Source organism: Streptomyces sp. CNS606 (assembly GCF_000426325.1).
In genome coordinates this window covers 60198-73986 of sequence record NZ_AUFD01000017.1, presented here as the reverse complement: position 1 = coordinate 73986, position 13789 = coordinate 60198, and the positions used below count along the sequence as shown (strand labels likewise).

16 protein-coding genes are annotated in these 13789 nt (G+C 74.1%); 7 read left to right on the top strand and 9 right to left on the bottom strand.

The genetic code is table 11. From position 1 onward, the window contains the following. Positions 1-101 precede the first annotated feature (101 nt). Both K304_RS0113800 and K304_RS0113795 read left to right on the top strand, forming a co-directional pair. Entirely contained in the window at positions 102-1064 is a 963-nt protein-coding gene (locus tag K304_RS0113800) for a D-2-hydroxyacid dehydrogenase family protein (RefSeq protein WP_027764221.1), read from the top strand. Between the two features lie 56 nt (positions 1065-1120). Further along, on the top strand, positions 1121-1558 hold the full coding sequence (locus K304_RS0113795) for a hypothetical protein (RefSeq protein WP_027764220.1): 438 nt from the start codon (positions 1121-1123) through the stop codon (positions 1556-1558). Here the strand turns inward: K304_RS0113795 and K304_RS28955 are convergent. From K304_RS28955 to K304_RS0113765, 6 genes are all read right to left on the bottom strand, one after another. Further along, a complete protein-coding gene (locus tag K304_RS28955) occupies positions 1545-1820 on the bottom strand; it encodes a hypothetical protein (protein WP_051308432.1) in 276 nt (91 codons plus the stop codon). The two genes, K304_RS0113795 and K304_RS28955, sit on opposite strands and share 14 nt — an antisense overlap. Further along, positions 1820-2128 (bottom strand): hypothetical protein, encoded by a 309-nt coding sequence (locus K304_RS0113785; protein WP_158687343.1) that lies wholly within the window; start codon positions 2126-2128, stop codon positions 1820-1822. The genes K304_RS28955 and K304_RS0113785 overlap by 1 nt, the downstream gene beginning before the upstream one ends. 167 nt (positions 2129-2295) lie before the next feature. Further along, complete coding sequence (locus K304_RS0113780; RefSeq protein ID WP_027764218.1) at positions 2296-2475, bottom strand: DUF397 domain-containing protein; 180 nt, start codon at positions 2473-2475, stop codon at positions 2296-2298. Between the two features lie 13 nt (positions 2476-2488). Beyond that, positions 2489-3349 (bottom strand): Scr1 family TA system antitoxin-like transcriptional regulator, encoded by an 861-nt coding sequence (locus K304_RS0113775; protein WP_027764217.1) that lies wholly within the window; start codon positions 3347-3349, stop codon positions 2489-2491. Positions 3350-3716: 367 nt separating this feature from the next. After that, complete coding sequence (locus tag K304_RS0113770) at positions 3717-3908, bottom strand: DUF6381 family protein (RefSeq protein ID WP_027764216.1); 192 nt, start codon at positions 3906-3908, stop codon at positions 3717-3719. A 244-nt stretch (positions 3909-4152) separates the two neighbouring features. Further along, positions 4153-5436: an adenylosuccinate synthase gene (locus K304_RS0113765; protein ID WP_027764215.1), complete on the bottom strand. Its 1284-nt coding sequence runs from the start codon at positions 5434-5436 to the stop codon at positions 4153-4155. Between the two features lie 247 nt (positions 5437-5683). Here K304_RS0113765 and K304_RS28950 point away from each other — a divergent pair, with 247 nt between their 5' ends. Beyond that, the gene (locus tag K304_RS28950; protein WP_078529057.1) at positions 5684-6874 is read left to right on the top strand and encodes a hypothetical protein; all 1191 of its coding nucleotides are present in this window, start codon (positions 5684-5686) and stop codon (positions 6872-6874) included. Positions 6875-6986: 112 nt separating this feature from the next. Here the strand turns inward: K304_RS28950 and K304_RS0113755 are convergent, their stop codons facing one another. Beyond that, positions 6987-7649, bottom strand: coding sequence for a hypothetical protein (locus K304_RS0113755; RefSeq protein ID WP_027764214.1), 663 nt, complete (start codon positions 7647-7649; stop codon positions 6987-6989). 190 nt (positions 7650-7839) lie between these two features. Here K304_RS0113755 and K304_RS32930 point away from each other — a divergent pair, with 190 nt between their 5' ends. After that, complete coding sequence (locus tag K304_RS32930; protein ID WP_158687342.1) at positions 7840-9279, top strand: transcriptional regulator; 1440 nt, start codon at positions 7840-7842, stop codon at positions 9277-9279. Between the two features lie 60 nt (positions 9280-9339). Here K304_RS32930 and K304_RS0113745 read toward each other — a convergent pair whose 3' ends face one another. Beyond that, positions 9340-9828 (bottom strand): MarR family transcriptional regulator, encoded by a 489-nt coding sequence (locus K304_RS0113745; protein ID WP_051308430.1) that lies wholly within the window; start codon positions 9826-9828, stop codon positions 9340-9342. A 92-nt stretch (positions 9829-9920) separates the two neighbouring features. On the opposite strand from K304_RS0113745, the gene K304_RS28940 reads away from it, so the two are divergent. Next, entirely contained in the window at positions 9921-10865 is a 945-nt protein-coding gene (locus K304_RS28940; protein WP_051308429.1) for an ABC transporter ATP-binding protein, read from the top strand. Continuing rightward, positions 10862-12520: an ABC transporter permease gene (locus tag K304_RS0113735; RefSeq protein ID WP_486591655.1), complete on the top strand. Its 1659-nt coding sequence runs from the start codon at positions 10862-10864 to the stop codon at positions 12518-12520. Before K304_RS28940 ends, K304_RS0113735 begins: the two co-directional genes overlap by 4 nt. Before the next feature lie 21 nt (positions 12521-12541). Here the strand turns inward: K304_RS0113735 and K304_RS34020 are convergent, their stop codons facing one another. Further along, entirely contained in the window at positions 12542-12934 is a 393-nt protein-coding gene (locus tag K304_RS34020) for a GNAT family N-acetyltransferase (RefSeq protein ID WP_027764211.1), read from the bottom strand. A 287-nt stretch (positions 12935-13221) separates the two neighbouring features. Between K304_RS34020 and K304_RS0113725 the strand changes: the two genes are divergently transcribed. Next, positions 13222-13788 (top strand): hypothetical protein, encoded by a 567-nt coding sequence (locus K304_RS0113725; RefSeq protein WP_027764210.1) that lies wholly within the window; start codon positions 13222-13224, stop codon positions 13786-13788. The last annotated feature ends 1 nt before the right edge of the window (position 13789 follow it).

Below are 13789 nucleotides of genomic sequence, written 5' to 3'. Positions count from 1 at the left end.
CCGCCCAGCCGCCACTCGGCTCGATCTCGGTGGGGAGTGGCATGCTGTCGGCGGGCGCTCGCCCGAGGGCGCGCCGTTCCGCTGCGGGAGGGTTCACCGGGATGAAGCTGCGCTGCGCGTTGCTGGACGACTACCAGGGCGTGGGAACGACGGTCGCCGACTGGTCACCGGTCGCCGACCGGGTGGAGGTCGTCGCCTTCCGCGAACACCACGCGGACGAGGCGGCACTCGTCGCCGCCCTCGCCGACTTCGACATCGTCGTCACCCTGCGCGAACGCGTGCCGTTCCCGGCCTCCGTCCTCGCCGCGCTCCCACGCCTCAAGCTGCTCGTCGCCTCCGGCATGCGGAACGCGTCCATCGACTACGCCGCCGCCGAGGCGCACGGCGTCACCGTCTGCGGCACGGCCAGCTCCTCCGCTCCGCCTCTGGAACTCACCTGGGCGCTGCTGCTCGGCCTGGCCCGGGGTCTGGTCCCGGAAAGCACCGCGCTGCGCGAGGGCGGTCCCTGGCAGAGCACCGTCGGCGCCGACCTGGAGGGCCGCCACCTCGGCATCCTCGGCCTCGGCAGGATCGGCACCCGCGTCGCCCAGGTCGCCCTCGCCTTCGGCATGGAGGTCGCGGCGTGGAGCCGGAACCTCACCGCGGACCGAACGGACCAGGCCGGGGTGCGGCTCGCCGCGTCCAAGGAGGAACTCCTCGCCGGCAGCGACTTCGTCACCGTCCACCTCAAGCTGAGCGACCGCACCCGCGGCCTGATCGGTGCACCCGAGCTGGGCCTGATGCGTCCCTCCGCCTACCTGGTCAACACCTCACGGGCCGACATCGTCGACCAGGACGCCCTGCTCGCCGCCCTCCGCGAGGGCCGCATCGCCGGCGCGGGCCTGGACGTCTTCGACGTCGAACCCCTCCCGGCCGACCACCCCCTGCGCACGGCCCCGCGCCTCCTTGCCACGCCCCATCTCGGCTACGTCACCCACGCCAACTACACCCGCTACTACGGCGAGGCCGTCGAGGACGTCGCCGCCTACCTCGACGGTGCGCCGATCCGTCTGCTGGGCCGCTGAACAGCCTCCGCGAAGGCGGTTGACTTCAACAAAGGTTCACGTTCGACACTCGGCGTATGACGCTCACAGACAGCAGCGCCGTCCTCTTCCGCAACACCTTGCGCATCACCGACGGCCATCTCGACGGCTTCCGGGGCGCCATCGCGCAGGCGGTGGCCTTCACCGAGGAGCACGGACCCCAGCTCATGGTGGACGTCTTCGTCGATGAGGAACGGATGCTGGCCCACAGCTTCCAGCTCTACCGCGACTCCGACGCCATCCGCACCCACTGGCGGTTGTCGGACCCGTACATCCGCGGGGTGATGGAGCACTGCACCGTCGAGCACTTCGAGGTGTTCGGCGCACCGGACCCCGACATCGTGGCAGCGCTCACGACCCCCGACGGCGACTCCTTCCCCGTCGTCATCTCGCCCCGCATGGCGGGCTTCCACCGTCTCGGTGGGACCGCGACGACGTCGCGGCCCCACTCGGGAGAGCCCGCTACGGCCGGCTGACCGGCTCCGGACGACTGCCGCCGACCCGGCGGCAGTGCGGGGTGTCGGCCGGACGGGTCGTCACGGGGGCGTCGGCGAGGGCGAAGCAGAGCTGCGCGTGCAGCAGTTCCGCCTCCGCCGGGGACATGCGGAGGGCGAGGTCGCCGTCGAACCGGCCGTCCTGCTGCAGCCAGAGGTGCAGCGCGTACCGCCCGTCCTCCTCCCGCCGCAGCGGCTTGCCGGGAACGCGGTGGACGCGCAGTCCGCGCGGGAGCGAGCCCATCAGGCGGCCACCCCCGCCCACGAGGCCCCGCTCGCCGGGGAGCCGACGCCCTGCCCGTCGAGGGCGAGTGCCAGTGCGGTGATCCGCTCCCGCTGTTCGGGGGTCAGCAGCCACGGTCGGCTGAGGACGCGCCCGGGGTGGTCCACGATCGGCCACCAGCCGTCCGCGGCGCGCGGCGAGGGCCGCGATGCGGCCGGGGCCGCCGTGTCGCACGTCGCCGTCCTGCGGCGGCACCCGGTGGCGGGCACGAGCACCGCCACCAGGCCGGTGAGTGCCCGCAACAGGGCATGCCGGATAGGCTTGGTCACGCTGACGCTCCTCTACAAGCGTTGGCCACGCCCCGGGACGCGCACACGTCGCCGGGGCACCTTCTTGCTCCGGGTGACGTGGTGAACGCGCTCCGGAGCCACGAGTGAGACCGTAGCGCCAACGCGCTTTCACATACAACGCGTTGTATGAGATTCGCCCGTTCGGGTCAGTGCTCAACCCTTCGGGCATGTGTGAGAAGGGCTCGCAGCACCGTTGCCGAGGTGCGGAGCACCTCGCCGGGTTCGTCGCTCTCGCGCACCAGAACTTCGCCGTCCACTGCGGCTATCTCGATGCACGCCCCGTCGGGCTGCTCAGAGAAGGACGACTTGCGCCACTGCGGTTCCATCGCTGCCACACCCTCAGAGTCGCTGTGCCACCTCACGCACGAAGCGTCGTGAGGCATCCGGATCGAGCGAACGTTCCTCCATCCGCTCCAGCACCGCACGGTAGTTCGCCAAGTGCGTCTGCGCGTGCAGGAATACGGAGCCGACGGGGGTGTCCGTCTGCACCGTGTCCAGCTGCTCGACCGGTCCGCAGGCGTAGAGCGTCGAACTCGCCGCAGCGGGGAACCCGCCGGCGGCGAAGGGAAGCACGTGCACACGCACGTTGAGGCGTTCGGACTGCTCCAGTAGGTGGTCCAGTTGGCGCCTCATCACCGACGCACCGCCGAAGCGCATGCACAACGCGGTCTCGTGGATGATGAAGGTGCACTCCGGCGCCTCGGGCCGGTCCAACACGCATCGGCGCCTGCCTCTGAACGCGAGCTTCCGTTCGAAGTCGTCCGGCGTCAGCGTCGGCACAGCCTCCTGGAAGACGGCGCGAGCGTAGTCCTCGTGCTGGAGCAACCCGGGCATGTGGGTGATCTGGGCCATCCGCAGGGAGGTCGCGTGGTGCTCCAACTCGGCGAGGTCCAGGACCGGTGCCACAAGACTGTGGCGGTACTCGTCCCACCACTCCGCAGAGGGCGACCGCCTTTCGCGAGCGATCTGGGCAAGGGCGTCGATGTAGGCACTCTCGTGGCAGGAGTAGTTGGCGGACCAGACGCGAACCCGGTCCGGGCTCACCCCGAAGCGGCCGGACTCCACGTTGCTGACCGTGGTGCGGTCGGTGCCGTGCAACGCGGCCGCATCCGTCAGGGACAACCCCGCGTGTTCGCGCATCTTGCGCAACTCCGCTCCGAGGCGACGCTGACGCTCCGTCGGAGGCTTCCGCACGGCCATCGACCCGCCCTTCCCAAGCCCTTCACGACCCCACAGGCTAACCGGCGCCGTCCTGTCACCGGCACTGTCGGTGACTCTGCGTGCGGTGCGGCCATCGACGTGCATCGGGGGCGGGGGTGCAAGGGCGCATCAAGGCGCTCGACCGTTCGGTCCGATCCGTGACGTGGGACGGCGTCGGAGACCGGTCACGCCTGGGGAGACGTGGGGATCGGACCTTGTTGGGGAGTGCCGCTGACGAGGGGTGGTTCGTCGCTTCTTCTCCGTGAGCGACCGAGGCGGTGACGCCCGCCCCGCCGCGTGAGGCCGTGCGGAGGGCGAGGTGTCGCGGGGCGTTCACCTGCGTGGAGTGTCCGCAGAGGCGGGGCGGTCACATGGGCGGGTAGATGTCGCCGCCGGCCATGCCGCTCTCCTGCTCGCAGCGGCTCTCCATCCGTCGGGCTTTCTCCTCCAGGCGGGCGCGCTGCTCGGGGTCGTCCGTACCGGCGGCGGCCTTCGTCAGGTCCCGCACCTGCGCGCGCATCTGCTGGACCCGGCGCCGCGACTCTTCCATGGCCGTCATGACCGCTCCCTGGACTACGGGAAAGAAACCGTGCAATCCCCATCGAAACAGACACGGTGCCCATGCGTCATCCCCGCGCCGGGAGTGCCGCCCGGGGCGGAGACGACGAACGGCCGACGGGACGCCCACGGGCAGGTGTGTGCGTGGGTGCCCCGTCGGCCGAACGCGCCGGGCCGGGCCGCTCGGGCGCCGGCCCGCTCACCGCCGGACGATCGGCTGATCAGGCCGTCATACCGTACGGCGGTCAGATGAAGGAGTTGATCTGGATGGTCTCGTCGCGGCCGGGCCCGACGCCGATCGCGGAGATCGGCGCACCGGACATCTCCTCGAGCGCGCGTACGTAGCCCTGCGCGTTCTTCGGCAGGTCGGCGAAGGTCTTGGCCTTGGTGATGTCCTCCGACCAGCCCGGCAGGTACTCGTACACCGGCTTCGCGTGGTGGAAGTCGGTCTGGCTGTACGGAAGCTCCGTGACGCGCTCGCCGTCGATCTCGTAGGCGACGCAGACCGGGATCTGCTCCCAGCCGGTGAGCACGTCGAGCTTGGTGAGGAAGAAGTCGGTGAGGCCGTTGACGCGGGTCGCGTAGCGGGCGATGACCGCGTCGAACCACCCGCAGCGCCGGTCGCGGCCGGTGGTCACGCCGCGCTCGCCGCCGATGGTGCGCAGCGCCTCGCCGTCCGCGTCGAACAGCTCGGTCGGGAACGGGCCGGCTCCGACGCGCGTGGTGTACGCCTTGAGGATGCCGATGACCCGGTTGATCTTCGTCGGGCCGATGCCCGCGCCGGTGCAGGCGCCGCCGGCCGTCGGGTTGGACGAGGTCACGAACGGGTACGTGCCGTGGTCGACGTCCAGCAGGGTGCCCTGGCCGCCCTCGAAGAGGACGACCTTCCCCTCGTCGACGGCGTCGTTGAGGATCAGCGTGGTGTCCGCGACGAAGCCGCGCAGCTGGTCGGCGTAGCCGAGGAGCTCCTCGACGACCTGCTCGGTGACGATCGCGCGCCGGTTGTAGAGCTTGGCCATCACCTGGTTCTTGAAGTCCAGGGCGGCCTCGACCTTCTGCGTGAGGATCGACTCGTCGAAGAGGTCCTGCACGCGGATGCCGACACGGTTGATCTTGTCGGCGTACGTCGGGCCGATGCCGCGGCCGGTGGTGCCGATCTTCCGCTTGCCCAGGAAACGTTCCGTCACCTTGTCGAGCGTCGTGTGATACGGCGTGATCAGGTGCGCGTTCCCGCTGATGAGCAGCTTGGACGTGTCGACGCCACGCTCGTTCAGCCCGCTCAGCTCGGAGAGCAGGACCGCCGGGTCGATGACGACGCCGTTGCCGATGACCGGGGTGCACTCCGGGGACAGGATGCCGGAGGGGAGCAGGTGCAGCGCGTATTTCTGGTCGCCGACGACGACCGTGTGGCCGGCGTTGTTGCCGCCCTGGTAGCGCACCACGTAGTCGACCGACCCGCCGAGCAGGTCGGTGGCCTTCCCCTTGCCCTCGTCACCCCACTGAGCACCGAGCAGCACAAGTGCGGGCACAGGCGTACACCCCTTCCGGGCGGGGCATGTCCCACGTGCGTGGCGCTTTCGCCTCGCGAGAGCCGTGACGGGCCTGCCCCGGATTGATGAAGCCCCTGGCGCAACAGCGACAGGGGCTCTTGCACCGAGAGATTACCGGAACCGGTTGCCGGGGTGCGAACGCCCGTGGCACTCGGCCGGGGCGTGCGCCCGGCCGCGCGGGCTCGCGGGCTGCGAGCGCCCGACGAAACCTGGAGAGAGGAACGACGTGTCGGCTCCAGACCTGCTGGTCGTCATCGACCCCGTCGCCCGGGCGACGGACGGGGAGTCCGTACGGATCGCGAGGGACGTCCTCTGCGCGGGCGCCGGCGCGGGAGGGGCGAAGGTGTGCGTGCCCGAGTGCGCGGCGGAGGTGGAACGGGCGCTCGCCCGGCGCGGCAGCCGGCGGCCGGTGGTGGTCGGCGACGACCGTGCCCTGCTGCGCACCGTGCGGTTGCTGCACCGGGAGCGGGAGCTGTCGGCGTGCGCGCTGGCGATGGTGCCGGTCGGCCCGCCGGACGTCACCGTGCTGGCCCGGGCCCTCGGAGTGCCCGGCGACGCCGTCGCCGCCTCGCGGGTGGCGCTGAACGGCACGGACCGTGCCCGGGACCTGCTGGTCGACGACAGCGGCGGAGTGGTGCTGGGGGCGCTTCGTGTGCCCGCGCGTGCCGGGAGTGCGGGCGGTGCGCGCGGCGCGGACGGCGGGGGCGGTTCCTGCGGTCCGGGAGCGGGCCCGCCCGCGGTGGACGGGGCGGGCCCGGGCGAGCCGGCGGCCCAGGGCGACCGGGTGCCGGAGCCGCGCCCGCCTGCCCGCGAGGCGCCGCCCGGTGGAGGCGCGGCGTGCGGAGGGGCGGTTCCGGGAGAGCCGGGGGCCGACGGCGGGGCGCGTGGCACCGGTGCGCGCGGGGGCGCGGACGGCCCGGGGGCCTGGGCGGTGCCCCGGCACGGTTCCGCTTCCGCCGCGGCCGGGCCCGGGCAGCGCGGCGGTCACGCCGAGGCGCGGGAGCCGCTGCTCCGCGTCGGGCGTTCGCTGGTACGGACGCTCGCGCGGCCGCTGCCGCTGCTCGGGGCGCTGGCGGGCGCCGCCGGGGGGCCGGCCGGCGGGCACGGACCGCCGCTGCGGCTGCGCGTGGAGGCCGACGGAGCGACGCTCGCCGACCTGGACCGCCCGGTCGTGGGGGTGTGGCTGGCTCCCGGGGGCGGCGGACTGGCGACGGTCGCGGTGCGCCGCCGGGCCACCTCCGAACCGCTCTACGCCCGCGCCCGCACGGTCACCGTCTCCGGACCCGACTTCCGCTACCGCGCGGACGCGCTGGTCGGCGGACCCGTCCGGGCCCGCACCTGGACGGCCATGGACTCGGCCTGGTGGCTCACCCTGCCGGGGCCGGCGGCGGGCGACGACGAGCACGGCGACGCCTGAGGACGACTGAGGAGGCCCGGGGACGTCTGAGGACGCCCGGGCCCGGGGACGTCACGGTGCCGGTGCCGGGTTCCCCCTTCCGGCACCGGCACCGTGGCTCCCGGGCGGAGCGTCAGCTCCGCAGCTTCTCCACGGCCGTACGGGTCGTCGTGCGGAAGTCGTCGACCGGGGCGTGCGAGAGGTTCCCCATCTGGCCCCAGTCCACGACGGTCACGGTGCGGCCGTCGCGCCCGATGCCGAAGAGGTGGGCGTCGCTGGTGCCGGTGCCGTCCGGGTCGGCGGTGTCCACGCCGTAGACGTGGGCGCCCTCCTGCACGTCGACGCGCCCGTAGTCGACCAGCTCGGCCTCCGCGCCCGGGTACTGCTCCTCGTACGCCGCCGCGCAGGCCCGTACCGACTCCTCGGCCTCCGCGGCGAGTGCCCGAGCGCTCTTCAGAGTGGCCGTCCGCACGCTGACCTGCACGGCGGAGGTGTCGAACTCGGTCCAGAACTGCCGGTGCGACGCTCCTTCGGCGGGCAGCGCGTCCTCCAGGCAGAACACCGGGAACTCCGGCAGGCCGGCGGCCGGCTCCTCCGCGTACCACGCGGAGGACGGGTGCGCGGGGAGTTCGTCCGGCGCGAGGAACGCCGGCGCGGCGGCCGCCCGGCGGGACGCGTCGGCGGGCGCGCCCTCCGGCGCCGCCTGGGCGGAGCCCACGGCGACCAGGCCGATCGTGGTGGTGACGACGGCGGCCGTGAGAGCTGCGGTGCGCAGAGCGCGGCGGTGGATGTGCATGGTGGGTGTCCCTCCGTTTGACGGTTCACCAGGAGCGTTGCCCGGCGTGTCACATGGGGGCAACAGCTCGCGGGGAATCCGGGACGCCGGGACGTCCGCGCGTACGCTGACATGGGGAAACGGAGTGGCCCTGGAACGCTTCCCGGGACGGGAACCGGCGGGACGGGACGACGGAGGGGAGCCGGCCGGGATGGGTGCAGCGCGGGACACGGAGGAGTTCGCCGCTTGCCTGCGGCAGCTGAAGGACCGTTCGGGACGCAGCTACGGGCAGCTCGCCCAGCGGGCCCACCTGAGCACGTCGACGCTGCACCGCTACTGCAGCGGCCAGGCGGTGCCGCTGGACTACGCGCCGGTGGAGCGGCTCGCGCGCTTTTGCGGCGCGACGCCGGAGGAACTGCTCGCACTGCACCGGCGCTGGGTGCGGGCCGACGCGAGCCGCGCCCGACGGGACGGCGACCCGCCGGGCGACGCGCGGGCGGCCGAGCCCGCGACGCACGGCGGGCCGGCGGCCGATGCCGGAGGGCCGCCGCCCGCCGAGGACCCGCCGCCGCCCGGCGAGGACGCGCCGTCGCCCGCGGACACGGCGCCCTCCACCGGCCCGGCGGCACCCGCCGTCCCGGTGGCGGTGGACGGGGACGGGGACCGAGGGGAGCGGGCCGCCGGAGTGGCGGACGACCGGCCGGGCGGCGGATGGCGGAGCGTCGCCGCCCGCCGCCGGCTGTGGCCGGTGGCCGTGGCCGCCCTGGTCGCCCTCGTCGTGACGGTGGCCGTGTCCGCCTTCGTGGCCTCCGGCCCGGAGGGGCGCGGAGCAGACCCCACCTCTGTCGCCGGTCCGGACGGCGCGCGGCGGACTGCCGGCCCCGCGGCGACCGCGTCGCCCACCGCCCCGGGGCGGGAGCGCACCCCCTCGGGGGCACCCTCCGCGGCCGCCGGTCAGGCCGGACCGGAGAAGGACACCCCCGGGAAGAAGCGGGGCGGCGAGGGCCGGGGGCGGGACGTCACCGGGTCGCCGCTGACCTGGACCGCCGGGTCCCACGTGTGGCGGCACGGCTGCGACCACACCTATCTCGTGGACCGCGCGCCGTCACAGGTGCCGGAGCCGCCCGTGGAGCAGGACGCGCGCGGCTGGGCCTCGGCGGTGGGCGCCGTGCACGGCGGCGACACGGTGGTGGAGGCGACCGTACGGGCGGCCGGTGCGGAGCCTGTGGTGGTCGAGGGCGTGTACGTGCGGGTGGCGGACCGGCGCGCGCCGCTGGACTGGCCGGCGTACGGGATGAGCAACGGGTGCGGCGGGGCGCTGACTCCGGCCGCTTTCACGGTGGGCCTGGACGCGGCCCGGCCGGTGGCCCGTCCGCAGGACGGGTACGACGGCGAGGACGGGACGCATCTCCCGGCGACGCGCCTGCCGTACCAGGTGACGGCCGGCGAGCCGCTGGTGCTGCGGGTCGAGGCGCGGACGGAGCGGTACGACTGCGACTGGTACCTGGAGGTGCGCTGGAGCAGCGGCGACCGCACGGGGACGCTGCGGATCGACGACGGCGGCCGCCCGTTCCGTACGAGCGGGGGCGGTGACGGCGAGGCGTACGGCTACGACTGGGGCGCCGGCGGGTGGCAGGGGGCGGGTGCGTGAGTCCGCGCCCCCTCCGCTCCCCCCGCCCCGTCGCGGCGGGGTTCGGCCGCCCGTCCGGGGTCAGTCGTCGGAACGTGCCCGCTCTGCGCGCAGCTCCCGCCAGCGGGCCATCAGGCCGGAGAGTTCGTCCCTGAGGAAGGCGAAGAACTCGCCGGTCTCCTCGAGGCGGCGGCCCGCCGGGGTGTCGGGGCCGATGGCCTCGGCACCGGCGCGGACGGTGGTCGACCAGCGGGAGAGCAGGACGTCGCGGTTGGTGAACGTCTCCCACCAGACGTCCTCCTGGACGCGGTAGAGCTCCCGCCGGGAGCCGGGGGCCCGTTCGCGGCTGACCATGTGCACGCCGGCCAGGTAGCGCACCGCGCCGGACACGGCCGCGGGGCTGACCTGGAGCCGGTCGGCGAGTTCGGCCGAGCTGAGGGCGCCCTCGTCGGACGCGAGCAGGCACGCGAACACCCGGGCCGCCATGCGCTGCATGCCGGCCTCCGTCAGGTCGGCCGCGAAACGTTCGACGAAGGGCGACAGGCGCGTCGCGTAGTCGTCGGCACTCACCCTGGCGTTCTCCCCTGTGCGGTGATCTCTTCTCCGAATCCTAGCTGCTCTGAATCTTCATAAATTTCTGAACGTAATGTAGCTTCGTGTGTATGACCAAGGCAAGGGAAGCCCTCTCCGTGTCGGGCCTCGTGAAGACGTTCGGCCGGACACGGGCGCTCGACGACCTCGACCTGCACGTCGACGTGGGGGAGGTGCACGGCTTCCTCGGCCCGAACGGCGCGGGGAAGTCGACGACGATCCGGGTCCTGCTCGGCCTGCTGCGGGCCGACGGGGGGCACGCACGCGTACTGGGACTCGACCCGTGGCACGACGCCGTCCCGCTGCACCGGCGGCTCGCGTACGTGCCCGGCGACGTCGAGCTGTGGCCCAACCTCACCGGCGGTGAGGCCATCGACCTCCTCGCACGCCTGCGCGGAGGAGACGGCGTCAACAAGGGGAGGCGCGACGAACTCCTCGAACGCTTCGACCTCGACCCGACGAAGAAGGGCCGGACCTACTCGAAGGGCAACCGGCAGAAGGTCGCGATCGTCGCGGCGCTCGCCTCGGACGCGGAACTGCTGCTGCTCGACGAGCCCACGGCCGGCCTCGACCCGCTCATGGAGGTCGTGTTCCAGGACGTCGTCACCCAGGCGAAGGCGGCCGGCCGGACCGTGCTGCTCTCCAGCCACATCCTGGCCCAGGTGGAGAAGCTCTGCGACCGGGTGAGCATCGTGCGGCTCGGGAAGGTCGTGCAGTCCGGCACGCTCCAGGAGATGCGCCACCTCACCCGGACCACAGTCGAGGCGGAGACGGAGCGCCCGGCGACCGGACTGGAGGAGCTGACGGGCGTGCACGACGTGCGGCGCGACGACGGGCGGGTGCGCTTCGCCGTGGACGGCGCACAACTGGACGCGGCGATCCGGCGGCTCACCGAGTGCGGTATCCGCTCGCTGACCAGCCACCCGCCCACGCTGGAGGAGCTGATGCTCCGCCACTACGGCGACGTGGCGGACGGCGAGGAGGCCGGCGCGCTCCGGAGCGGGGTGGGCTCGTGACCGCCACCGTGGAGCGGACGGCCGCCGGCTCCGCGACCGGAACGGACGCGCGCGGAGGCGCGCTGGCCGGCACGGGCGTGCTGCTCCGGTTCGCCCTGCGGCGCGACCGCGTACGCCTGCCCGTCTGGATCGGGGCGCTGACCGCCGGAACGCTCGCCTCGCTGTCGAGCTTCGAGCAGACCTACTCGACCGCCGCGGACCGCACGGCCATCGCGAAGACGCTGGGAAGCCCGGCAGGGCTGGCGATGAGCGGCCCCGGGCACTACCTGGACGACTACGGTCTCGGCGCGATGATGGGCCATCAGATGCTCGGCTTCGTGGCCGTGCTGGTCGGGCTGATGACCGTGCTCACCGTCGCACGGCACACCCGGACGGAGGAGGAGACCGGCCGCGCCGAGCTGGTGCGGGCGGCCGTCGTGGGACGGCACGCGCACCTGACGGCGGCTCTCGGCACCGCGGCGCTGGCCTCCCTGGCGCTCGGCGGCCTGCTCGCGGCGGGCCTGGGCGCGAGCGGCGCCGAGGGCGTCGGGTGGCACGGCTCCCTGCTGTACGGGGCGGCACACGCGGCCGTCGGCATCGTCTTCGCCGGCGTCGCCGCGGTGACGGTGCAGGTCACGCAGCACTCCCGGGGCGCCTCCGGGATGGCCCTGGCCGCCATCGGCGCCGCGTACGCGCTGCGGGCCGCCGGCGACGTGGGCGGCGGCGCGCTGTCGTGGCTGTCGCCGATCGGATGGGCGCAGCGCACCTACGTCTTCGTCGACGACCGCTGGTGGCCGCTGCTGCTCTGCCTGCTGCTCGCCGCCGGTGCGGCCGCCGCCGGATACGTGCTCAGCACCCGGCGCGACCTCGGCGCCGGGCTCCGGGCCGCGCGGACCGGCCGCGGCTCCGCGTCCGGCCTGTTGACGCGTCCCGTCGGGTTCGCGCTGCGGCAGCAGCGCGGGCTGCTGTACGGCTTCGCGGCGGGCCTGTTCGTCCTCGGCGCCATGTACGGCTCGATCCTCGGCCAGGCCGAGGAGATGATCGAGGACCTCGCCGAGCTGAGGGAGGTCGTGCGGCAGGTCGGCGACGCCTCGCTCGCCGAGTCGTTCGCCGCGACGGTGATGATCGTGGTGGCGGTCGTCGCCTCCGTGCACGGGGTGATGGCGGCGCTGCGGCCGCGTGCCGAGGAGACCGCCGGGCGTGCCGAACCCCTGCTGGCCACCGGCCTGTCCCGGGCACGCTGGGTCGGCAGCCACGTCGCGGTGGCGACCGCGGGAGGTGTCGTCGTGCTGCTGGCCGCCGGGCTGGGCTTCGGCCTGCTGGGGGCCGCGAGCACGGGCGACGCGGACGTGGTGCCGGACCTGCTGGGCGCGGCACTGGCCTACGCGCCCGCGCTCTGGGTCACCGCCGGGGTCGGCGTCGCCCTCTTCGGCTGGGCGCCGCGCGCCACGGCCGCAGTGTGGATCGTGCCGGTGTACGCGTTCGTGGTCGGCTACCTGGGCCCGATCCTGGACCTCCCCGGCTGGCTCGCCGAGTTGTCACCCTTCGGCCACGTGCCGCGGGTGCCGGCGGAGAGCATGGACTGGGGAGCGGCGGCCGGGCTCACGGCGGTGGCGGCGGCCCTGGTCGCCTTCGGGATCGCCGGATTCCGCCGACGGGACCTGGAGACGAAGTAGCGGCGGCTCACGCAGCAGCCGCTACAGCGCGACGAGACCTGCGGCCGTCGGCCGGAAGCCGCAGGTCTCGAGGTAGAACCCCCGCAGGTGCTCCTCGAAGTCGACGTGCAGCCACCGGCACCCGGCGGCGCGGGCACCCCGCGCCGCCGTCGCGACCAACTCCGCGCCGACACCCCGGGAACGGCGGTGCGCGGCCACCACCGTGTCCAGCAGGAAGGCGTGAGTCCCGCCGTCCCAGGCGACGTTGACGAAACCGACCAGCGTGTCGCCCTCCCACGCGCAGACCCAGCCCAGACTGTGCCGCCGCACGCGGGCACCCCATGCGGTGGCGCCGGGAGGCCCCCCGAAGCCCTCGGCGTGCAGGGCGCGGAGCGCGCCGTCGTCGAACCCGCCCCGCCACGCGAACGTCGTCACCGGCACCTCCACGCCTCCGGTGCCGACCGTCGGTCCGCGCGAGCCGGCGTCCGCTCCCCGCGGTGCGGGCGGGTGACGGTGGGTTCGGTGGAGGCGTCCGGGGGCGGCACGCCCCGAAGCATGCGACCGCAGCGCCGACGCGGCAACCGAATTCTCCGGTCCCCGCTCCGTCCGTGGCCGCGATCGGACGCACGTACGGGTGGCCCGTGCAGGCTCACCCCCGTGGGGGGCACCCGAAGAGGCGCGCACCGGGTGCAGCGGGTCTGCCGTGCTGGTCGGATGGCCGTATGACTCCGCGCGCCCGTCCCCACCTCGCCGCAGCGGTCGCGGCATGCGCCGCGGTCGTCGCGCTCGCCGTGCCGCCCGCCGCCGCGAGCGAAGGGGGCGGAGCCCCCGGAACGCCGGACACCAGCCGTCCCCGGGACGCGGTCACGCTCACACCGGCGGCCGGCGACCCCGGCAGCACGGTGACCGTCCGGGCGCGGTGCGACGGGGACGTGGACCACGGAGGCGTGTTCTCCACGGCGTTCGCGGACGCGTCGGCGTTGCGGCCCGCTGCCGACGGGGGCGGTCTCGTCGCCGAGGCCCGGGTGAAGTCGGGTCTGCCGCCCGGCCGTTCGTACGTCGTCACCGCGAACTGCAGCGCCGCCGAGTCGCTGACCACCACCTTCGTCACGTCCGAGGGGCGCTCGCACCGCCACCTGGCCCGTGGGGGGAGCGGGGAGGAGGCGAACCAGGTCGACGGCGTCGCCCTCGCCTTCGGCGGCGGGCTGGCCGGGGCGGCGCTCGCGGGTTACCTGCTCACCGCCCGCCGGGCCGCGTCCCGGCGCCGGGCCCGCGCGGGGCGGCGGTGAA

What these genes read in the sequence shown, in the direction of transcription:
- K304_RS0113780 (WP_027764218.1), bottom strand. Translation starts at nt 2,475, where the DNA reads ATGGAACCGCAGTGGCGCAAGTCGTCCTTCTCTGAGCAGCCCGACGGG.
- K304_RS0113795 (WP_027764220.1), top strand. Translation starts at nt 1,121, where the DNA reads ATGACGCTCACAGACAGCAGCGCCGTCCTCTTCCGCAACACCTTGCGC.
- K304_RS0113800 (WP_027764221.1), top strand. Translation starts at nt 102, where the DNA reads ATGAAGCTGCGCTGCGCGTTGCTGGACGACTACCAGGGCGTGGGAACG.
- K304_RS0113755 (WP_027764214.1), bottom strand. Translation starts at nt 7,649, where the DNA reads ATGCACATCCACCGCCGCGCTCTGCGCACCGCAGCTCTCACGGCCGCC.
- K304_RS28940 (WP_051308429.1), top strand. Translation starts at nt 9,921, where the DNA reads ATGACCAAGGCAAGGGAAGCCCTCTCCGTGTCGGGCCTCGTGAAGACG.
- K304_RS0113770 (WP_027764216.1), bottom strand. Translation starts at nt 3,908, where the DNA reads ATGACGGCCATGGAAGAGTCGCGGCGCCGGGTCCAGCAGATGCGCGCG.
- K304_RS0113725 (WP_027764210.1), top strand. Translation starts at nt 13,222, where the DNA reads ATGACTCCGCGCGCCCGTCCCCACCTCGCCGCAGCGGTCGCGGCATGC.
- K304_RS28955 (WP_051308432.1), bottom strand. Translation starts at nt 1,820, where the DNA reads ATGGGCTCGCTCCCGCGCGGACTGCGCGTCCACCGCGTTCCCGGCAAG.
- K304_RS0113775 (WP_027764217.1), bottom strand. Translation starts at nt 3,349, where the DNA reads ATGGCCGTGCGGAAGCCTCCGACGGAGCGTCAGCGTCGCCTCGGAGCG.
- K304_RS32930 (WP_158687342.1), top strand. Translation starts at nt 7,840, where the DNA reads ATGGGTGCAGCGCGGGACACGGAGGAGTTCGCCGCTTGCCTGCGGCAG.